Here is a 19,170-nt window from a genome sequence, read left to right as displayed (position 1 = left end):
CCCGGCCGCGGCGTGGCACCGGCGAAAGACATGCAGGCAATCAGCAGCGCGGCGGCAACTACCGGCGCCGCTTTCGAAACCCGCCGCGCCCGCTTCGACGCGCTGGCCTCGGCGCTGCAGGCGCGGCGCGACGAAGCCTCGGCCGGCGGCAACGAGCGCGCGCGCAAGCTGCACCAGAGCCGCGGCCAGCTGCTGCCGCGCGAACGCATCGCGGCGCTGCTCGATGCGGGCGCGCCCTTCTTCGAGATCGGCCAACTCGCCGCCGCCGACCTGTACGACGGCGTGCCACCGGGCGCCACGCTGATCACCGGTGTGGGCCGCGTGGCCGGGCGCGACTGCATGCTGATCGTCAACGACCCCACGGTGAAGGGCGGCACGATGTTCGGCATGACCACCAAGCGCCATGTGCGGGCGCAGATGTTCGCCTGGCAGCACCGGCTGCCGTGCATCACGATGGTCCAGTCGGGCGGCGCCTTCCTGCCCGACCTGGCCAACATCTTCCCCGACGACGGCCAGGGCGGATCGGTGATGTACAATCAAGTGAAGATGTCGGCCGAAGGCATCGCGCAGATCGCCCTCGTCTTCGGCCCCTCGACGGCCGGCGGCGCCTACATTCCCGCGCTGTGCGACGAACTCGTCATCGTGCGCAACCAGGGCGCGATGTTTCTCGGCAGCCCGCAGCTCGTGTATGCCGCCACCGGCGAGGTGGCCGATTCCGAGGCACTGGGCGGCGCGCTAATGCACTGCAGCCTGAGCGGCGTGGCCGACCACCTGGCCGACGACGACGCCGATGCGCTCGCCATCGCGCGGCGCCTCGTGCGCCACCTCGGCGAGCCGGCGCTGCTGCGCTGGGCGCGCGCTGCGGCCGAAGAGCCGCTGCACCCCGCCGCCGAACTGCGGGGCCTGGTGCGTCTGAACGGCGAACCCGCGGCCGATGCCGGCGAGCTGATCGTGCGCCTGGTCGACGGCAGCCGCTTCCAGGAGTTCAAGCCGCTGCACGGCGAGTCCCTGCGGTGCGCCTTCGCCCGCATCGAGGGCTTCGAGGTCGGCATCGTCGCCGGCGCCGGCGCGCTCACCGCGCAGGCAGCGGCCAAGGGCGCCCACTTCATCGAGCTGTCGGTACAGCGCGACATCCCGCTCGTATTCCTGGTCGATTCCCCCGGCTTTGCCGACAGCGGCGAGGCGTCGCAGGGCAGCATCGGCCGCCACGGCGCGAAGCTGCTCAACGCGGCGGCCAATGCCGATGTGCCCAAGATCACCGTCATCGTCGGACAGGCCCATGGCGCCGCCTACCACGCGCTGTGCGGCCGCGCTTTCAGGCCCAACGCGCTGCTGATGTGGCCCAACGCGCGCGCCGCCGCGTCGCCCGATGCGCCCGACGACGAAGCCGGCGCGCTGAACTGGGCGCGCCAGCTATGGTGCGACGCCATCGTCGAGCCTGAGCACACGCGCGGCGTGCTGGCGCTGCTGCTCGATGCAGCAGGCCGCACACCGGCGCGGCCGGGCGGCTGGGGCGTGTTTCGCATGTGAGCAGCCAGCGGGCTGCAGGCTCCAGGCTGGGTCGGAGCCTGCCCGCCGTTCACCGCTGCTGTTCGCCGGCCTCGACCATGCGCCTGACCTCGCCTGCGAAGTCCACGAAGAACTGCAGCGACGCCGGGTTCATCATCGCGTCGCGGCTGGCCACCTTGTCGGGCGCAGCGCCCAGCAGGATCTTGCGCACCGGCACTTCGAGCTTCTTGCCGGTGAGCGTGTAGGGCACGGCGGCGATGGCGACGTAGCGGTCGGGCACGTGGCGCGGCGAGCCCTGCATGCGCAGCGCCTGGGTGATGCGCGACTGCATCGCCTCGTCGAGCATGAAGCCCGGCTTGGGCACCACGAACATCGGCATGAAGAAGCTGCCGCCGGGCAGGTCGAGGTTGAGCACCAGGCTGTCCTGCACGCCCTCGACGTTCTCGACGATGCGGTAGATCTCGGCCGTGCCGATGCGCACGCCGGCGCGGTTGAGCGTGGAGTCGGAGCGGCCGTAGATGTAGCAGCCGCCGCGCTGGTTGACCTTGAAGAAGTCGCCGTGCCGCCACTGGCCGGGGTAGACGTCGAAGTAGCTGTCGCGGTAGCGCCGGTTGTCGGCGTCACCCCAGAAGTACAGCGGCATCGAGGGCATGGGCTTGCGGATCACGAGCTCGCCCACGCCGTCGGTGAGCGGTTCTCCCTCATCGCTCAGCGCGTGTGCATCCACGCCCAGCAGCCGCGTCTGGATCTCGCCGGCGTACACCGGCAGCGTGGGCGAGGCGCCGACGAAGGCCGAGCAGACGTCGGTACCGCCGCTTTGCGAGGTGACCCACAGGTCGCGCTTGACCTCGCGGTAGAACCACGCGAAGGTCTCGGGCGTGGCCGGCGAGCCACCCAGCAGCACACCCTCCAGCGCCGACAGGTCGTATTTCTTCGCCGGCCGCACGCCGGCTTTGATCATCATCTGCACGAAGGTCGGGCTGGCGCCGAACATCGTCACGCGGTGCTCGGCTGCCAACTGCCACAGCCGCTCGACATGGGGCGCCAGCGGGTTGCCGTCGTACAGCACGATGCGGCCACCCTGGCACAACCCCATGACCATGAAGTTGAACATCATCCAGCCGGTGGTCGTGTAGAAGAACAGGCACGAGTCCGGCGTCTGGTTGGCGTGGAAGGCGATGACCTTGTGCGTCTCGAGCGTCATGCCGCCGTGGCTGTGCGTGATGGCCTTGGGCAGCCCGGTGGTGCCCGAGGAGTACAGGATCCACAGCGGGTGCGAGAACTCCACGTCCTCGTAGCGGAAGTCCTCGTAGCGCAACGGCTGCTCGGCCATGACCTCCGACCACAGGCGCACAGCCGGCTCAGGACGCAGCGTCGGCCGCGGCGCGGCCGGGTCGAGGTCGGGCAGGAACACCAGGTGCTCGAGCGTGGGCAGGCCTTCGACGAGCCGGGCGAGATCGGTGCGGCGGTCGAAGTCCTTGCCGCCGAAGCGATAACCGTCCACTGCGAACAGCAACCGCGGTTCGATCTGCTGGAAGCGGTCGAGGATGCTGCGCGCGCCGAAGTCGGGCGAGCAGGCCGACCAGACGGCACCGATGGCCGTGGTGGCCAGCAGGGCGATCACGGCTTCTGGCGTGTTCGGCAGCGTCGAGACAATGCGATCACCGGGGCGGATGCCCATGCGGCGCATCGCCTCGGCGAGCGTGGCCACCTGGTCGCGCAAGTCCTCCCAGTTCAGCGTGGCCGATGGCCGGATCTCGCTGCGATGATGGATGGCCGGCCACCCGCGCCGGCCCTTGCGCAGCATGTGCTTCGCGAAGTTCACCCGCGCACCGGGAAACCACTCCGCGCCGGGCATCGTGCGCTCCTTCAGAACGCACTCGTGCGGCGTGGAGGACTCGATCTCGAAGTACTCCCACACCGCGGCCCAGAAGTCCTCCAGGCAGTCCACCGACCACTGCCACAGCGCAGCGTAGTCGGTGAAGTCCAGCTGGCGGTGCACGCGCAGCCAGTCCATGAACGACGCGAGCTGCGACGACTTTGCGAATGCCTCGCGCGGGGTCCAGAGCAGCTCACCTTCCTGGATGGTCATGGTCACGCTCCCGGCGGGACTGAAAGTCGTTGATGTTCGGCGCCGGGTGCGTTGCGGTGCACGAACCCGGCGACCAGGCGGTTGAGTTCGTCGGGCGCCTCGAACGCCACCCAGTGGCTCGCATCGGGGACGACCCGACACACGATGTGCGGCGCGCAGCGGCGCAGGTACTCGGCGCGCGCCGCGACATCCGGGCGCGGCAGCGGGTCGAGCGCGGGCAGCACCGCCAGCACCGGGCATGTGAGCATTCGCAGGCTCGGGCCCAGCGTGTCGCGGTAGCCCAGGAAGCGCGACTTGAATCGCGTCATGCCGTGGTTGCGCCGCTGCATGGCCACGGCCAGGTCGTCGATGCGCCGCGGGTCGGCGATCATCATCATCTTGAGGTTGGCGCGGTGGATGGCGTCGGTCTCGGCGTCGCTCGCCCCTGGCGGCACGGGCTTCAGCGGCGGCCGATGCCAACCCTCCGGCGGAAAGCCGCCCGGGGCCAGCAGGCAGGCCGCGAACACCCGCTCAGGCAGGCGCGCCGCCAGCCAGGCAGTCACCACCCCGCCCCACGAGAAGCCGGCGACGGCGAAGCGCAGGCCGGGCGGCACCAGGCCGGCATCGATGGCCGCCAGGATGAAGGCGCCGTAGCCGTCGAGATCGGTGTCGCGCGGCACGTCGATCGATTCGCCCATGCCCGGCAGGTCGGGGATGACCAGGCTGAAGCGGCGCGACAGCGGCTCGATGTTGCGCACCCAATGCGTCCACGAGCCCGTGCCGCCGTGCAGCAGCAACAGCGTCGGCCCGCTGCCCACCCGCAACGCCTTCACGCCGGCCGCCGTGACATGCTCGATCTGCAGGCCGGGGTAGAACGCCTCGGGCCGGAAGTCGTGCACCGCCGAACTCACAGCGTGGCCTCGGTGCCGAGCACGTTGGTGATCTGGCTAGACAGCACGCCGCCGTTGCCGTGGCACAGCGCCAGCTCGGCACCCGCCACCTGCCGCTCGCCGGCTTCGCCGCGCAGCTGCTGCACGGCTTCGACCAGCGTGAACATGCCGTACATGCCCGGATGCACACACGACAGCCCGCCGCCGTTGGTGTTCACCGGCAGCGCGCCCCCGGGGGCGATGGCGCCGCTGGCGACAAATGCCCCGCCCTCGCCCTTGGCGCAGAAGCCGAGGTCTTCGAGGAACAGGATCGTGTTGATGGTGAAGGCGTCGTAGAGCTCCACCACGTCGATGTCGCGCGGCGCCACGCCGGCCATCGCCATCGCGCGCTGCCCTGAGTCGACCGCCGCGGTGCGCGTGAGGTCGGCCATGGCGACGATGTTCATGTGCGTGGTGGCCGCCGCCGCGCCGAGCAGGTACACCGGCTTCTTCGGCAGGTGGCGCGCGCGGTCGGCACGTGTCATGACGATCGCCGCGCCGCCGTCGGTGACGAGGCAGCAGTCGCGCACCGTCAGCGGGCTGGACACCATGCGCGAGGCCAGTACGTCGGCCACACTGAGCGGGCCACGCATGAAGGCCTGCGGGTTGAGGTTGGCCCAGGCGCGCGCCGCCACCGCCACCGCGGCGAGCTGCTCGCGCGTGGTGCCGTACGCGTGCATGTGGCGCGAGGCCGCCAGCGCGTACGAGGTGGCCGGGAAGATCGGCGCGTACGGCGCCTCGTAGGCGAAGGGCTTGACCGACGACACCAGCTTGCCGCTGGCGGTGCGCTGGTTGCTGCCGTAGAAGATCAGCGCCGTCTCGCACAGGCCTTCCTTCAGCGCCATCGCCGCCATCAGCGTGTACGACAGGAAGGTGGAGCCGCCGGTGCGGTTGTTGTCGGTGAACTTCGGCTGGATGCCCAGCATCTCGGCGATCAGCAACGCCGACAGCGGGTTGGCGTTGCCCGGTAGCGAGCCGAACACCGCATCGACGTGCCGCGTCGTCAGGCCGGCCTCGGCGAGCGCCCTGACGCTGGCCTCGATGGCGATGTCTTCCGAGCTGCGGCCGGGCGCCTCGCCCAGGCCGGCCAGCGCCGCGCCGACGATCGCGGCGCTGCCGCGGAGGCAGCTGCCGCTCATCGTGTACCCCCTTCCCTGCCGGTGGCGGCGTCGGGGTCAAGCGGGTCGAAGACGACGCAGGGCTCGCCGCCGGCGCCCTGCCCGACACGCGCCCGTACCGCCATGCCGATGCGCACCGCGTCGTTCGCGATGCCGTCCACGCGCCCCATCATGCGCGGGCCCTCGGCCAGGTCGATCAGCACCACGTTGTACGGGCCACCCTTGTCGGCGCTGCGGTTGACGACGCTGACCGCATACACGGTGCCGCGCCCGCTCGGCGCCTGCCACGCGAGCTCGACGCTGCCGCAATGGCTGCACGCCAGCCGCGGGTAGAAGACGTGGCGCGCGCAGGCGGCACAGCGCTGGATGCGGAACTCGCCTGCCGCCAGGTGCTGGGCGAAGATGACGTCGGGGCCCGGGCCCTCGGTCCAGGTGCCGGTCGCAGGAGGGTGGGTCATGGGCGTCTTTCTAAGGTGTTGCAGGGGTACGGTGCGCGCCGTGTCAGCCCGGCAGCTCGAGCACCGCCTTGGCCAGGATGTTGCGCTGGATCTCGTTGCTGCCGCCGTAGATGCTGGCCGGGCGGGCCGAGAAGAACACGTGCGCCGGGTGCAGCGCGCCGCCCGGCAGCGCCATCGATGCGTCGCTCACGCCGGCGGCACCCGCGGTCTCGAGCATCAGGTCGGCCACCCGCTGCTGCGCCTCGGTGATCCAGATCTTCAGCATCGACACCTCGGCACCGAGTTCATGCCCGCGGCGCAGCACCTCGACGCAGCGCACGAACATCGCCTCAAGGTCATCGATGTCCAGCCGCAGCTGCTCGTGCCGCGCGCGCCAGGCACCGTCGCGGTCAAGGCCGGTGGCGCGCGCCAGCTCCGCCAGGCGCGCGAATGGCGCGCGCGCGCCGCGCGGGTTGCCGATCATGATGCGCTCGCTGCCCAGCAGCGACTTGGCCATCGTCCAGCCCTGGTTCAGCCCGCCGACGAGGTTGGCCTTCGGCACGCGCACGTTGTCGAAGAAGGTCTCGCAGAACTCGGCGTTGCCGCCCAGGTTGCGGATGCGCTTGACGGTGATGCCGGGCGTGCGCATGTCCGCCAGCAGGAAGCTGATGCCTTCCTGCTTCTTGGCCTTGGGGTCGGTGCGCACGAGCATGAAGATCCAGTCGGCCTCGTGCGCGAACGAGGTCCAGATCTTCTGCCCGTTGACGACGAACTCGTCGCCGTCGAGCAAGGCCGTCGTGCGCAGGCTGGCCAGGTCGGAGCCCGCCGAGGGCTCGGAGTAACCCTGGCACCAGCGCACCTCGCCCGACAGGATGCGCGGCAGCACCTCGCGCTTCTGCTGCTCGGTGCCGTAGCGGATGATCAGCGGCCCGAGCATGATCACCGCCATGTTCGGCGCGATAACGATGCCGTGGCGGTCGAACTCCGACTGCAGCGCCACCTGCTCGTAGCCAGATAGTCCCATGCCGCCGTAGGCCTTGGGCCAGTTCGGCGCCACCCAGCCCTTCTCGTGGAGCTTGTCGTGCCAGGCGCGCGTTTCCTTCAGGCTCATGCGGCTGGCCGGGAAGCGCCACGCGGGCGGGAAGTTCTCGGCCAGCCAGCGGCGCAGCTCGTCGCGGCGGATCGGCTGCTCGCCGCCGGCGATCAGCTCGGGCGCCGAGGCTTCGTCGCCGTCGCCGGCCAATTCGTTGTAGCGGCGCCGGTGCAGCGCCGCGTTGCCCAGCCAGGCCGCGCCGACCATCGCCTTCTTCAGGTACAGGCCGATGTCGCATTCGTCGGTGTAGCCGATGCCGCCGTGCAGCTGGATGCAGCCCTTGGTGACCTCCAGCGCCGCCGCCGAGGCCCGTGCCTTGGCCTGGCTGGCGGCGATGGCCAGCCGCCGCGCATCGCTGCCATGCGTGTCGGCCGCCGCGGCCGCCTGCAGCACCACCGAGCGCGTGAGCTCGACCTGGATCAGCAGGTCTGCGGCGCGGTGCTGCAGCGCCTGGAAGCTGCCGATGGCGCGACCGAACTGCTCCCGCATCGCGATGTAGGCGACGCTGGTTTCGAGCGCCTGGCTCATCACGCCCAGCAGCTCGGCGGCTTCGGCGATGCGCGCCAGGTCGAGCGCGCGCTGCAGCACGCCCTGCGCGTGCGCCGGCCCGGCGACCAGCTGCGCGCCGGAGACTTCGGCGCCCTCGAACCGCAGTTCGGTCCAGAAGCCGCCGTCCACGCGCGTTTGCGTGCTGGTCTGCAGGCCGCGCTGGCTGGCCTCCACCAGCAGCAGCAGCACACCCTGCGCGCCCTCCGCCGCCACCACGAAAGCGTCGGCCCCTGCGCCGCCGGCCACGAAGCGGCAGCGCCCGTCGAGCACGAAGCCCGCGCCGCGCGAAGCGGCTCGCGGGGCTTCGACGCTGCGGCGGCCTCCGGCAGCGTCGCCATCGTCTTCATCCAGTTCATCGCCCTGCGCTCCGGCCGCCAGCGCGAGTTGCACCTCGCCGCGCGCCAGTGCCGGCAGCCAGCGCTCGCGCAGCGCCTGCGAGTCGCCGTGCAGCAGCGCCCAGGCCGGCAGCAGCGCACCGGCCACCAGCGGCTCGGGCGCGAGCGCGCGGCCGCAGCGCTCCAGCAGCACCGCCGCCTCGCCGGCGCCGAGCCCGCTGCCGCCCAGCGCCTCGGGCAGGCACAGGCCGAGCCAGCCCAGGCCAGCCATGCGCCGCCAGCGCTCGCGGTCGTGCCCGGGCAGCGTGCCGCGCCATTCGCGCACGCGACGGCCCGGGCCGTCGGCGGCGAAGAAGGCGGCGGCGGCGTCGCGCAGCATGCGTTGCACCTCGGTGGGTGCGTCGAGCCGTTCGGTCAGATCGATCATGGACTCTCGCCTCGGGTTCAGGTCCTGGCATCGGATTCGGGCTTGCCGGGGTCGCCGCCCTGCGGCGCCACCCCGGCGGCACGACGTCAGCGCGCGGCGCGCCCTGCCGCACCCCGGGTGCCGGCCCCTGGTGCTGCCCTCCATCCTGTGGCATCGTTGAGTCTAACAAACACTCGTTCGGCAAAGGAGCGGTCGATGTTCAGCGGAAAAGCTCTCGAAAACAAGGTCGCGATCGTCACCGGCGCCGGCCAGGGCATCGGCGCGGGCATCGCGCGCGCTTACGGCGCGCAAGCCGCCAAGGTCGCGGTGGTCGACTGGAACCTCGAGACCGCCGAGCAGGTGGCGCAGTCGATCCGCGACGCCGGCGGGCAGGCCGCGGCGTTCAAGTGTGACGTGGCCGACCGTGCCGCCGTGGACGCGATGGTGGCGGCGGTGGTGGCGAAGTTCGGCCCGGTGGACGTGCTCGTCAACAACGCCGGCATCACGCGTACGGCGATGCTGCACAAGATGAGCGCGCACCAGTGGCAGCAGGTGATCGACGTGCACCTCACGGGCAGCTTCAACTGCCTGCAGGCGGTCGTGGACGGCATGATGGAACGCCAGCGCGGCTGGATCATCAACACCATTTCCACCGCCGGCATCCTGGGCACCATCGGCCAGATCAATTACGGCTCGGCCAAGGCCGGGCTGATCGGCTTCACCAAGTCGGCCGCGCGCGAACTGGCACGCTACAACATCATCGTCAACTGCGTCGCCCCGGGCGCGGCTACGCCGATGACGGAGACCATCCGCACCGACGAGCGCTTCAAGCAGCGCACGCTCGATCGCATTCCGCTGGGCCGCTGGGCCGAGCCGGAGGAGATTGCGCCGGTGTGGGTGTTCCTGGCCAGCGAAGGCGCGAGCTACGTGACCGGGCAGCTGATCGGCGTGGACGGCGGCATGTCGATCCACTGACCCCATGGCCTCGCCCATCGCTTCCCGCGGCTCGCTCGCGCCGCTGTTCGAACCGCGAGCGATCGCCGTCTACGGCGCGTCGTCCGACCCCACCAAGATCGGCGGCCGTCCGCTGGATTTCCTCAAGTCCAGCGGCTTCGACGGGGCCTTGTACCCGATCAACCCGAAGGCGGCGCAGATCCAGGGCCTGCCCGCATTCGCCACCGTCAGCGCGGTGCCCGGGCCGGTGGATCTGGCCATCGTGGCCGTGCCGGCACCTGGCGTGCTGGCCGCGCTTGAGGACTGCGCGGCCAAGGGCGTGTGCGGCGCGGTCGTGCTCAGCTCGGGTTTCGCCGAAACCGGCGGCCAGGGCGTTGCATGGCAGGCCGGCATCTCGGCGCTGGCGCGGCGCACCGGCATGCGCGTGGTCGGTCCCAACTGCATGGGGCTGATCAGCGTGCGGCGGCGCCTGCTCGGCACCTTCACGCCCAGCGCCGCCGGCTTCGGCCTGGTACCGGGCCGCATCAGCCTGGTCAGCCAGAGCGGCGCCTTCGGGGGCTACTGCCTGTCGCTGATCCGTCAGCGCGGTCTGGGGCTGAATTTGTGGATCACCACCGGCAACCAGTGCGACGTGGATGTCGCCGACTGCATCACCCATTTCGCGGGCGACGACGGCACGCAGGTCATCGTGGCCTACCTCGAGGCCGCCACCGACAAGGACCGCCTGGTCGCCGCGCTGGCGCTGGCGCGCGAGCGCGGCAAGCGCGTCGTCGTCATGAAGGTCGGGCGCTCGGAGGCGGGCGCGCAGGCGGCGGCATCGCACACTGCGTCGCTGGCCGGCTCGGACCAGGTCTACGAAGGCCTGTTCCGCCAGTACGGCGTCTGGCGCGCGCGCAGCATCGACGAGTTGTTCGACGTGGCCTATGCCTGCTCGGTGAACGCGCCGGCGCCGCTCGGGCGGCGTCTGGGCCTGCTCACCGTGTCGGGCGGCGTCGGCGCACTGATGGCCGACGTGGCCAGCGACTGCGCGCTCGACGTCGCGCCGATGCCCGAGGACGCGCAGCGCCGGCTGAAGGAACTGGTGCCGTTCTGCGGTCCGCGCAACCCGGTGGACATGACGGCACAGCTCGTCAACGATCTCACGCTGTTCGGCAGCAACTTCCAGATCATGCTGGAGGAAGGCGGCTACGACGTGGTGGTGGCGTTCCTGTCCAGCGTCGGCCAGGTGATGGAGCTGAGCCGCTCGCTGCTGGAGCAGCTGCAGGCCGTGCTGCGGCGTTTCCCCGATCGGGCCGTGGTCTTCTCGTCGCTGGCCTCCCCCGAGGTGCGCAGGATGTACGAGGCCGCCGGCGTGCTGCTCTTCGACGAGCCCACGCGTGCCGTGCGCGCCGCCGCGGCGCTGGTGTACTTCGCCGAACAGTCGCGGCGCGCGGCGCAGGCCGACCCGCCGCCCGCCCTGCCCGCGGGTGCACTGCCGCCGCCGGTGCGGGCCATCAACGAGACGCAGGCCAAGACCATCCTTGCCAGTGCCGGCATCGCTGCCGTGCCAGAACGCATCGCGGCGGATGAGGACGCCGCCGCACGCGAGGCCGCGGCACTGGGTTACCCCGTGGTGCTGAAGATCGCCTCGGCCGACATCGCGCACAAGAGCGAGATCGGCGGCGTGATCGTGGGCCTGGCCGACGAGGCGCAGCTGCGCAAGGCGTTCCGCACCTTGACGCAGCGCGCCGCCACGCACGCCCCGCAGGCGCGCGTTGACGGCGTGGTCGTGGCGCGCATGGCCGAGCGCGGCGTCGAGACCATCCTCGGCGTCGTGCGCGATCCGGTGTTCGGGGCCGTGGTGATGTTCGGGTTGGGTGGGGTCTTCGTCGAGGCCTTCCAGGACGTGGCCTTCCGCGTCGCGCCGTTCGGCGTGGCCGAGGCGCGCGCGATGATCGGCGAGGTCAAGGGCCGTGTGCTGCTGCGCGGCGTGCGCGGGCAACCGCCGGCCGACGAAGACGCGCTGGCCGCGGCGCTGGCGGCGCTGTCGGTCTACGCGGCGCGCCACACCGACGGCATCGAGAGCATCGACATCAACCCGCTGCTGGTGCTGCCGCGCGGCCGCGGCGTGCAGGCGCTCGATGCCCTGATCGTGCCCACGACGGGCGCGGCCTGAGCACCCCGGTCGACCGGATGCGGCTGGCGCTTCAACCTTTTGCCTGGTGGGTGAGCCCGCTGCGCGGCACCTCGAGGCCGCTGCCTGGACGCGGCCCGCTTTTGCGCCCGACAGCGGCGCGTGCGGCCGGGCCCGACGAACCGGCCGCACGCACACAAAGTCAGGCGGCGCCGAACGCTGCCGCGTGGGCCTTGGCGAACTCCGCGAACGTGCGCGCCGGTCGGCCCGTGACCTTGGGAACCGTGTCGAGCACGCCCGCCAGGTAGCCCGGCGGCGCGAGGGCATACAGCTCGTTCATCGCATCGGCCAGGGACTCGGGCATGCCCACGCCGGTCATCGCCTGCTTCGCCTGTTCCAGTGTGATCGCCACGTAACGCACCGGGCGCCCCGCCGCCGCGCTGAGGGCGGCAGCCACCTCCGCGCCGCTCAAGGCCTGCGGCCCCGTCACCGGGTAGGCCTGGTTCTCGTGCCCGGGTTTGGTCAGCGCCTGCACGGCCACGGCGGCGATGTCGCGCGCGTCGATCCAGCTGACCTTGCCCTCGCCGAGCGGCATGTAGAACTCGCCCTTCTCGCGGATGGCCTGGGCATACATCAGCAGGTTCTGCATGAAGAAGCCGGGCTGCACGAAGGTCCAGGCCATGCCGGACTCCTGCACCTGCCGCTGGTTCTCGCCGTGCCAGCGGCCGATCTGCACCGGCGAATCCGGGGCCGCGCCGATGCCGGTGGACATGACGAAGTGCTTGACGCCCGCAGTCTTTGCCGCAGCGATGAGCGCGGCGCGCATCTGCACCTGGTCGGGCACCAGCGGCGTGACCACGAAGACCTTGTCGACGCCGCCCAGCGCGGCGAGCAGCGTCCGCGGCTCGCGCAGGTCGCCGGCGGCCGTCTGCACGCCGCGCGCATTCAGCTCGCGCGCCTTGGCGGCATCGCGCACCAGCGCCTTGAACGGCAGCTTCGCCTCCTGCAGCAGCCGCACCACCTCGCTGCCGATCGTTCCCGTTCCTCCTACGACCAGAATCATCTTTCATGCCCTTTCGATGGCTTCGCGGCACACGCTGCCGCACCACCGGCCGGCACTTGTCGCCTTCCGGTGGCGGCCATTCTCGGATCGTCGGTTACTATCGGCAAGTAGGTACCTTGAAGTAACCACCGATGCCACGCCAAGCACCGCCGCCCGTCTGCCCCGTCGACGCCCTGCTGCGACTGCTGATGGGCTCATGGACCAGCTACATCCTGTGGCACCTGCGGCGCGACGGACCGATGCGCTTCGGCGCGCTGCTGCGCGCCGTTCCCGGGCTGTCGGCCAAAGTGCTGACGCAGCGGCTTCGCCTGCTCGAGGAGCGCGGCATCGTGTTCCGCGACCATGTGCCGTCGATACCGCCCGCGGTGTCGTACGGCCTTACGGAACAGGGCCAGGAACTCGGGGGCGTCTTCGACGCGCTTGAGGCTGTCTCGAGCAGATGGTTGGCGAGGGCGCGCGGCGCCAACGAACAAGCCCAGGCACCTCCGACGGCGCGAAGAAAGCAGGCGACTGCACGGGCGGCGCGCACGCCCTGACACCGTGCCTCGCGCAAGAAGGACGCCTGCAGGTGGAATTGGCGCTCCAGAGGACGCGGGGGCCGCAGCACGCCGGCCCCGCTCAGATCAGACCAGGTCGTCCACACGCCCGCGACGCATCATCAGCTTCTCGCTGAACTCGAAGACCTGCTGCTCGCGCTGGTTGAACACCCTCACCCGCCCCTGCATGATGCCGCGCTTGCCGTCGGAGAGGTTCTTCTTGCCCTCGACGTTGATCTCGGCGCGCAGGGTGTCGCCCGGCCGCACCGGCACGGTGAACTTGAAGTCGGTGAGCTCGAGCGCGGCGATCGTCGCCGGACCCAGGATCTCTTCCATCATCCCGGCGGCCAGCGCCGCCGTCAGCAGGCCGGGGCAGATGCGGCCCCCGAAGTCGGTGTGCTTCTTCGCGAACTCCTCGTTGATGAAGATCGGCAGCTTCAGCCCGGCCAGGCTCGTGAAGAGCACGATGTCGGTCTCGGTGACGGTCCGGCCGTAGCTGCGGAACACGTCGCCGGGGTTGAGGTCGTCGAGCGAGCGGTTGGACATGGCATCTCCTGGGTGTTCGGGCTCGGGTTCGGCCCGAGACAGCAAACTAACGATTGGTAGAATACTGTAGCCTGAAGGTGCTGACCAACCGGACCTGTCCTCATGCTGTTCTTCGAGCCCGCACTCCCGCTGCCCGCCGTTGGCGAACGCACGGCCACGCTGCGCGCGCAGGTGCGTCGGTTCATCGCCGACGAGTTGGCCAGCGGCGGCTTCGAGCCGCAGTGCAACTCGTGGACCGAGGGCCTGGGCGGTGCGTTCAGCCGCCGGCTCGGCGCGCGGGGCTGGATCGGCTACCACTGGCCGGTGGCCTACGGCGGGTGCGGCGGCAGCGCCTTCGACACGCTGACGATCAACGAGGAACTGCTCGCCGCCGGCGCCCCCGTGGCCGCGCACTGGATCGCCGCGCGCCAGAGCGCACCGCTGCTGATGCGCTTCGGCAGCGAGGCGCAGCGCCAGGCGTTCCTGCCGCGCATCGCCGCCGGCGACACCTACTTCGCCATCGGCATGAGCGAGCCCGACGTCGGCTCCGACCTCGCCTCCGTTCGCACGCGGGCCGAGCCTTCAGGCGCGCGCTGGCGGCTCGACGGCCGCAAGGTCTGGACCAGCGGCGCCCACATCGCGCATTACGCGATCGTGCTGTGCCGCACCGCCCCCGCCGACCCCACGGCCCGCCACGCCGGGCTGAGCCAGTTCATCGTCGATCTGAAGGCCCCGGGCGTGACGATCCGCCCGATCCTCATGCTCGATGGCAGCCACCACTTCAACGAGGTGACGTTCGACGGCGTCGAGTTGCCGGCCGAGTGCCTGGTCGGCCAGGCCGGCGACGGCTGGAAGCAGGTGACGAGCGAACTCGCCTACGAGCGCAGCGGGCCCGAGCGATTCCTGAGCACGATGCCGATCGTCGAGCGCTGTCTGCGCCTCGTGCTGGAGGCGCCCGCCGCTGGGTCCGATGCAGCGGCCGGCCGGCTGCTCGCGCGGCTGATCACGCTGCGCAACATGAGCCTGGCGATCTGGGGCGCGCTCGAGGCCGGGCGCTCGCCGGCCATCGAAGCAGCGATGGTGAAGGACCTGGGCACGAACTTCGAGCGCGACACGCTCGAGATCGTGCGAGAGGCGATGGACGCCGACGGGCGCGTCGCGGGCGATGCCGTGCTGGCCGGCTTGCTCGCCAGCGCGTGGCCGCTGGCGCCCACCTACAACCTGCGCGGCGGCACCAACGAGGTCTTGCGCAACATGATCGCCAAGCAACTGCAGGCACGATGAGCGAACTCTCCCTGCCCCTGGCCGAAGCGGCCGATCGTCTGCTGTCGCAGCGCTGCGACAGCCGCCTCGTGGCTGCGGCCGACGCCGGCCAATGGCCGCAGGCGCTGTGGCAGGCGGTCGAGGAACTCGGTCCGGGCCAGCTGCTCGCCCCGGAAGCCGAAGGCGGTGCCGGCGGCGACTGGCTCGACGCCTGCGCCCTGCTCGAACGCGCGGCGGCGCGCTGCGCACCGCTGCCGATCGCGCAGACGCTGCTGGCCGGCTGGTTGCGCTCGCGCGTCGGGCTGGCACCCGCTGCCGGGCCGGCCGCCGTGGCCTTCACCACGGCGCCGCTGGAGGCGCTGCGCGCGGCCGGCCGTGCCGACCTGACCGAAGCCGACGGCCCGGTCGTCGCCTGGGCAGAACAGGCCAGCCATGTCGCCCTGCTCGGCGCCGACGACGCCGGCACGGCCCAGCTGCTGTGGCTGCCGCGAGCGTGCGTCCACGTGCGTGCGGTCGCAGGCAGCGCCTGGCCTGCGGCGCGCGTCGGCAGCGCCGGCATCCCGCTGCACGCGGCGGCGGGCGCGAGCCCGACCCAGGCCTGGTGCATCGCGTTGCCGGGCCTGAGCCTGGCCGAGGTGCGGGCGCGCGCCGCTTTGCTCAGCGCCGCGCAGATCGCCGGGGCGCTGGGGCGCCTGCTCGAGATGACCGTCGCCTACACCGGCGAGCGCGTGCAGTTCGGGCGGTCGATCGGCCAGTTCCAGGGCGTGCAGCACCAGCTGGCGCAGCTGGCCGAGGAGGCCGCCGCAGCGCGCGTGGCGGTGCAGGCGGCCGCGGCCACCGAAGACCCGCGCAGGTTCGTCGCCGCGGCGGCCGCGGCGAAGGTGCGCGTGGGCGAGGCCGCGGGACTGGGCACGCGCATCGCGCACCAGCTGCATGGCGCTATCGGCGTCACCGCCGAGCACACGCTGCACCTCTACACCCGCAGGCTGCGCGAGTGGCGCGACGAGCACGGCAGCGAGACCTTCTGGGCCCGCGCCCTGGTGCAGGCCATCCGGCAGGATGGCGAGCGTTCGGCGTGGCAGGCCGTGGTGGCCTGCACCTCGCGCTGATGGGTCCCCAACGATGAGCGCGCTGAACGGCATCCGCGTGCTCGATCTCACCGCGTACCTGTTGGGGCCCTTCGCCACGCAGATCCTCGGCGACATGGGCGCCGACATCATCAAGGTCGAGTCGCACGAGGGCGACATCGTGCGCGGAATCGGGCCCACCCGCTCGCCGGGCATGGGCGGCATCTTCCAGCAGAACAACCGCAACAAGCGCAGCGTCGTGCTCGACCTCAAGCAGCCGGCCGGCCGCGACGCGCTGCTGCGGCTGGCCACCACCGCCGACGTGTTCGTCTACAACGTGCGCCCGGCGGCGATGGCCCGGCTGAGGTTGTCGTACGAGGCGCTGGCCGCCGTGAACCCGGGCATCGTCTACGTCGGCGCGGTCGGCTTTGGGCAGGACGGCCCCTACGCCGCGCGGCCGGCGCTCGACGACCTGATGCAGGGCATGTCGGGCATCGCCGGCCTGTACGCGCGCGCCAGCGGCGGCGAGCCGCGCTACGTCCCGATGGCGATGGCCGACCGCTATACCGGCACCGTGCTCGTCAATGCCATCCTCGGCGCCCTGGTGCACAAGCTGCGCACGGGCCAGGGGCAGTCGCTGGAGGTGCCGATGTTCGAATCGCTGGTGCAGGGCGTGCTCGGCGACCACCTGATGGGCCACTCCTTCGACCCGCCGCTGGGCCCGCCGGGCTATCCGCGCCACCTGAGCCCCGACCGGCGGCCGTTCCGCACCCTCGACGGCTGGTTGTGCGCCTTTCTCATCAGCGACGGCCAGTGGCGCGCGGTGCTTGAGCGCCTGGGCCAGCCCGAACTGATGCAGGACCCGCGCTTCGCGTCGCTACAGGCGCGCACCGAGCACTCGCGCGAGGTCTACGCCTGGCTCGATGCCACCTTCCGCACGCGCACCACCGGGCAGTGGCTCGCGCTGCTGGGCGAGGCCGACGTGCCGGCCGGCCCGCTACACACGCTGGAGTCGCTGCTCGACGATCCGCACCTCAACGCCGTGGGCTTCTTCCAGCGCCTGGAGCATCCCACCGAAGGCACGCTGGTGACCCTTCGACCGCCCTCGCGCTGGTCGCACACGCCGCCGGAAGTCCGCCGCGCGCCGCCCCGGCTGGGCGAGCACAGCAGCGAGCTGCTGGCTGAAGCGGGCTACTCGGGCGCGGAGATCGCCGAACTGGTGGCCTCGGGCGTCACGCTTGCGCCAAGCCACGGGGGCGGCTGATGGCGCGCCCGAACCCCTTCGAGCCGCCGCGGCGCACCTGGCTACGCGCCGCGAAATTGCGGCGTGCGCTTCTCCAGCAATGCCGCCACGCCTTCCTTGGCATCGGCCATATCGAGCGTGCGCGACTGCAGCAGCGCCTCGATCTCGCCAGCCGACTTCGGATCCCAGTCGAGCCCGCGGTACAGCGATCGCTTCATCATGCGCACCGCCACCGGCGCGTTGGCGGCGATCTCGGCAGCCAGCTCGCGCGCGCGCGCCAGCACCTGCGCCGGCTCGACCGCATGGTTGGCGATGCCCATCTCGGCGGCCTCGGCACCCGAGAACACGCGCCCGGTGAACAGCAGTTCGGCGGCGCGCGGCACGCCGCACACGCGCGGCAGCAGGTAGCTGATGGCCATGCCCGAGTGCAGCCCCAGGCGCGCGAAATTGGCGCCGTAGCGCGCCTCACGGTTGGCCACGCGCAGGTCGCACACCAGGCCCAGGCCGAAGCCGCCGCCGATGGCGTGCCCGTTCATCGCCGCGATCACCGGCACCTGCACGTCAAGGATGGTGAGGAACGGCCGGTAGATCGCGTAGGACGCCTCGTGCGGCAACTCGTTGCCACGATCGAGAATGGTGCTGCGGAAGTCCGCGCCCGAGCAGAAATTGGTACCGCTGCCGGTGATGACGACACAGCGGATGTCGCGATCCGCTTTCACCTGGTCGATCACCTGTTGGAACGCCTGCAGCAGTTCGGGCGCCATGGCGTTGCGTTGCTCGGGCCGGTTCAGCGTGATCTCGCAGATGGCGTCGCGGCGGGCGACGAGGACGGCGGCTTCAGTCATGCGTTTTCCTTCGGTGGATGGGTCTGCTGGTCAGCGCAGTGTAGGCGCGCCGGGTGATCGCGATGAACGAACGGTGATGACTTCCAACGTGTAGGAGGGATCATGAACGTGTTGTACAGAATTCTCCTGGGCCTGCTGGCAACGGCCGGCTCCATCGTCTCCATGCCGGCAGCGGCACAGACCTGGCCGTCGAAACCGGTGCAGCTGATCGTGCCGCAGGGCGCGGGCGGCAGCACCGACGCGCTGGCGCGGCTGTTGGCCCCGCTGCTCGGCGAGCGTCTGGGGCAGACCGTGGTCATCGACAACCGCGCCGGCGCCGGCGGCGTGCTCGGCGTCAGCACGCTGGCCAAGGCGCCCGCCGACGGCTACACACTGCTCTTCGGCTCGAGCACCACGGTGGCGGCCAACGCCTTCCTGTATGCCAGCTTCCCCATCGATCCGCTGAAGGACCTGGTGCCGCTGGCGCTGGCGGCCGACGCGCCCTTCGTCATCGTCGTTCCCGGATCCTCGCCGAGCAAGTCGTTGCGCGAGCTGGTCGCCACGGCCAAGGCGTCGCCCGGCAAGCTCAACTACGGCTTCGGTACCAGTTCGGGCCTGCTGTGCATGGAACTGCTCAAGAGTGCTGCCGGCATCGACATCGCAAAGGTGCCGTACAAGGCTTCGGCACAGGCGCTCACCGACCTGATCGGCGGCCAGCTCGACGTGGTCTGCGAACCCTTGTCGAGCAGCGCGCCGAACGCCAAGGCCGGCAGGCTGCGCATCCTGGCCGGCACCGGCACGCAACGCAGTTCGCTGGCGCCGGAGCTCGAAACCGTCGGCGAGGCCGGCGTCAAGGGCATGGCCTACTCGGCCTGGGTCGGCTTCTTCGCACCGGCCGGCGTGCCCCGCGATGTCAGCGCCAAGCTCGGCCGCGAGCTCATGGCGATCCTCAGGGATCCGGCGGTGCAGGACAAGATGCGCGCCATCTCGTGGGAGCCCCGGCCCGGCGACGCCGAGGCGCTGGCTGAACTCCTCCGCGCCGAGATCAAGGCCGTCGCGGCCACCGTGAAGGCCGCCGGCATCAAGGCCGAGTGATGGCCGCATGATGGCCACGCCCCTGCAACCCGTCCCTGGA

16 protein-coding genes are annotated in these 19,170 nt (G+C 71.2%); 8 read left to right on the top strand and 8 right to left on the bottom strand.

Annotated elements, in window-relative coordinates; all coding sequences use genetic code 11:
• Positions 1-30 precede the first annotated feature (30 nt).
• Positions 31-1,530 (top strand): carboxyl transferase domain-containing protein, encoded by a 1,500-nt coding sequence (locus tag HQN59_RS16990; protein WP_176070314.1) that lies wholly within the window; start codon positions 31-33, stop codon positions 1,528-1,530.
• Positions 1,531-1,579: 49 nt separating this feature from the next.
• On the opposite strand, the gene HQN59_RS16985 is transcribed toward HQN59_RS16990, so the two are convergent.
• Genes HQN59_RS16985 through HQN59_RS16965 form a run of 5 tightly spaced genes read right to left on the bottom strand, consistent with a single transcriptional unit; the run spans position 1,580 to position 8,468 of the window.
• A complete protein-coding gene (locus HQN59_RS16985) occupies positions 1,580-3,601 on the bottom strand; it encodes an acetoacetate--CoA ligase (protein WP_176070313.1) in 2,022 nt (673 codons plus the stop codon).
• 2 nt (positions 3,602-3,603) lie between these two features.
• Positions 3,604-4,491: an alpha/beta fold hydrolase gene (locus HQN59_RS16980; protein ID WP_176070312.1), complete on the bottom strand. Its 888-nt coding sequence runs from the start codon at positions 4,489-4,491 to the stop codon at positions 3,604-3,606.
• A complete protein-coding gene (locus HQN59_RS16975) occupies positions 4,488-5,648 on the bottom strand; it encodes an acetyl-CoA acetyltransferase (RefSeq protein ID WP_176070311.1) in 1,161 nt (386 codons plus the stop codon). The genes HQN59_RS16980 and HQN59_RS16975 overlap by 4 nt, the downstream gene beginning before the upstream one ends.
• A complete protein-coding gene (locus HQN59_RS16970; protein ID WP_176070310.1) occupies positions 5,645-6,085 on the bottom strand; it encodes a Zn-ribbon domain-containing OB-fold protein in 441 nt (146 codons plus the stop codon). The genes HQN59_RS16975 and HQN59_RS16970 overlap by 4 nt, the downstream gene beginning before the upstream one ends.
• Before the next feature lie 43 nt (positions 6,086-6,128).
• The gene (locus HQN59_RS16965; protein WP_176070309.1) at positions 6,129-8,468 is read right to left on the bottom strand and encodes an acyl-CoA dehydrogenase family protein; all 2,340 of its coding nucleotides are present in this window, start codon (positions 8,466-8,468) and stop codon (positions 6,129-6,131) included.
• Positions 8,469-8,663: 195 nt separating this feature from the next.
• Here HQN59_RS16965 and fabG point away from each other — a divergent pair, with 195 nt between their 5' ends.
• Positions 8,664-9,422, top strand: coding sequence for a 3-oxoacyl-ACP reductase FabG (fabG, locus tag HQN59_RS16960; protein WP_038200760.1), 759 nt, complete (start codon positions 8,664-8,666; stop codon positions 9,420-9,422).
• Between the two features lie 4 nt (positions 9,423-9,426).
• Positions 9,427-11,556 carry an acetate--CoA ligase family protein gene (locus HQN59_RS16955; protein ID WP_176070308.1) on the top strand — a complete coding sequence of 710 codons (2,130 nt, stop codon included), beginning with the start codon at positions 9,427-9,429 and terminating at the stop codon, positions 11,554-11,556.
• 160 nt (positions 11,557-11,716) lie between these two features.
• Here the strand turns inward: HQN59_RS16955 and HQN59_RS16950 are convergent, their stop codons facing one another.
• Positions 11,717-12,577, bottom strand: coding sequence for an SDR family oxidoreductase (locus tag HQN59_RS16950; RefSeq protein ID WP_176070307.1), 861 nt, complete (start codon positions 12,575-12,577; stop codon positions 11,717-11,719).
• Between the two features lie 131 nt (positions 12,578-12,708).
• Here HQN59_RS16950 and HQN59_RS16945 point away from each other — a divergent pair, with 131 nt between their 5' ends.
• Positions 12,709-13,113, top strand: coding sequence for a winged helix-turn-helix transcriptional regulator (locus tag HQN59_RS16945; protein WP_176070306.1), 405 nt, complete (start codon positions 12,709-12,711; stop codon positions 13,111-13,113).
• An 87-nt stretch (positions 13,114-13,200) separates the two neighbouring features.
• Here the strand turns inward: HQN59_RS16945 and HQN59_RS16940 are convergent, their stop codons facing one another.
• A complete protein-coding gene (locus HQN59_RS16940) occupies positions 13,201-13,659 on the bottom strand; it encodes a MaoC family dehydratase (protein ID WP_176070305.1) in 459 nt (152 codons plus the stop codon).
• Positions 13,660-13,761: 102 nt separating this feature from the next.
• On the opposite strand from HQN59_RS16940, the gene HQN59_RS16935 reads away from it, so the two are divergent.
• From HQN59_RS16935 to HQN59_RS16925, 3 genes are read left to right on the top strand one after another with little or no spacing between them, the layout of a single operon-like run.
• On the top strand, positions 13,762-14,922 hold the full coding sequence (locus HQN59_RS16935) for an acyl-CoA dehydrogenase family protein (RefSeq protein ID WP_176070304.1): 1,161 nt from the start codon (positions 13,762-13,764) through the stop codon (positions 14,920-14,922).
• Positions 14,919-16,010 (top strand): acyl-CoA dehydrogenase family protein, encoded by a 1,092-nt coding sequence (locus HQN59_RS16930; protein WP_176070303.1) that lies wholly within the window; start codon positions 14,919-14,921, stop codon positions 16,008-16,010. Before HQN59_RS16935 ends, HQN59_RS16930 begins: the two co-directional genes overlap by 4 nt.
• A gap of 13 nt (positions 16,011-16,023) precedes the next feature.
• Positions 16,024-17,232, top strand: coding sequence for a CaiB/BaiF CoA transferase family protein (locus HQN59_RS16925; RefSeq protein ID WP_176070302.1), 1,209 nt, complete (start codon positions 16,024-16,026; stop codon positions 17,230-17,232).
• A gap of 41 nt (positions 17,233-17,273) precedes the next feature.
• Here HQN59_RS16925 and HQN59_RS16920 read toward each other — a convergent pair whose 3' ends face one another.
• Positions 17,274-18,056 (bottom strand): enoyl-CoA hydratase/isomerase family protein, encoded by a 783-nt coding sequence (locus HQN59_RS16920; RefSeq protein WP_176070301.1) that lies wholly within the window; start codon positions 18,054-18,056, stop codon positions 17,274-17,276.
• A gap of 102 nt (positions 18,057-18,158) precedes the next feature.
• On the opposite strand from HQN59_RS16920, the gene HQN59_RS16915 reads away from it, so the two are divergent.
• Entirely contained in the window at positions 18,159-19,130 is a 972-nt protein-coding gene (locus HQN59_RS16915; RefSeq protein WP_176070300.1) for a Bug family tripartite tricarboxylate transporter substrate binding protein, read from the top strand.
• The last annotated feature ends 40 nt before the right edge of the window (positions 19,131-19,170 follow it).

It is taken from the genome of Rhizobacter koreensis, from assembly GCF_013366375.1.
GTDB lineage: Bacteria > Pseudomonadota > Gammaproteobacteria > Burkholderiales > Burkholderiaceae_C > Schlegelella_A > Schlegelella_A koreensis.
This window is presented reverse-complemented; position numbering and strand designations above follow the sequence as displayed.

Coding starts and splice junctions, on each gene's coding strand:
- HQN59_RS16990 (WP_176070314.1), top strand. CDS start 31: ATGCAGGCAATCAGCAGCGCGGCGGCAACTACCGGCGCCGCTTTCGAA.
- HQN59_RS16985 (WP_176070313.1), bottom strand. CDS start 3,601: ATGACCATCCAGGAAGGTGAGCTGCTCTGGACCCCGCGCGAGGCATTC.
- HQN59_RS16975 (WP_176070311.1), bottom strand. CDS start 5,648: ATGAGCGGCAGCTGCCTCCGCGGCAGCGCCGCGATCGTCGGCGCGGCG.
- HQN59_RS16970 (WP_176070310.1), bottom strand. CDS start 6,085: ATGACCCACCCTCCTGCGACCGGCACCTGGACCGAGGGCCCGGGCCCC.
- HQN59_RS16965 (WP_176070309.1), bottom strand. CDS start 8,468: ATGATCGATCTGACCGAACGGCTCGACGCACCCACCGAGGTGCAACGC.
- fabG (WP_038200760.1), top strand. CDS start 8,664: ATGTTCAGCGGAAAAGCTCTCGAAAACAAGGTCGCGATCGTCACCGGC.
- HQN59_RS16955 (WP_176070308.1), top strand. CDS start 9,427: ATGGCCTCGCCCATCGCTTCCCGCGGCTCGCTCGCGCCGCTGTTCGAA.
- HQN59_RS16950 (WP_176070307.1), bottom strand. CDS start 12,577: ATGATTCTGGTCGTAGGAGGAACGGGAACGATCGGCAGCGAGGTGGTG.
- HQN59_RS16945 (WP_176070306.1), top strand. CDS start 12,709: ATGCCACGCCAAGCACCGCCGCCCGTCTGCCCCGTCGACGCCCTGCTG.
- HQN59_RS16940 (WP_176070305.1), bottom strand. CDS start 13,659: ATGTCCAACCGCTCGCTCGACGACCTCAACCCCGGCGACGTGTTCCGC.
- HQN59_RS16935 (WP_176070304.1), top strand. CDS start 13,762: ATGCTGTTCTTCGAGCCCGCACTCCCGCTGCCCGCCGTTGGCGAACGC.
- HQN59_RS16930 (WP_176070303.1), top strand. CDS start 14,919: ATGAGCGAACTCTCCCTGCCCCTGGCCGAAGCGGCCGATCGTCTGCTG.
- HQN59_RS16925 (WP_176070302.1), top strand. CDS start 16,024: ATGAGCGCGCTGAACGGCATCCGCGTGCTCGATCTCACCGCGTACCTG.
- HQN59_RS16920 (WP_176070301.1), bottom strand. CDS start 18,056: ATGACTGAAGCCGCCGTCCTCGTCGCCCGCCGCGACGCCATCTGCGAG.
- HQN59_RS16915 (WP_176070300.1), top strand. CDS start 18,159: ATGAACGTGTTGTACAGAATTCTCCTGGGCCTGCTGGCAACGGCCGGC.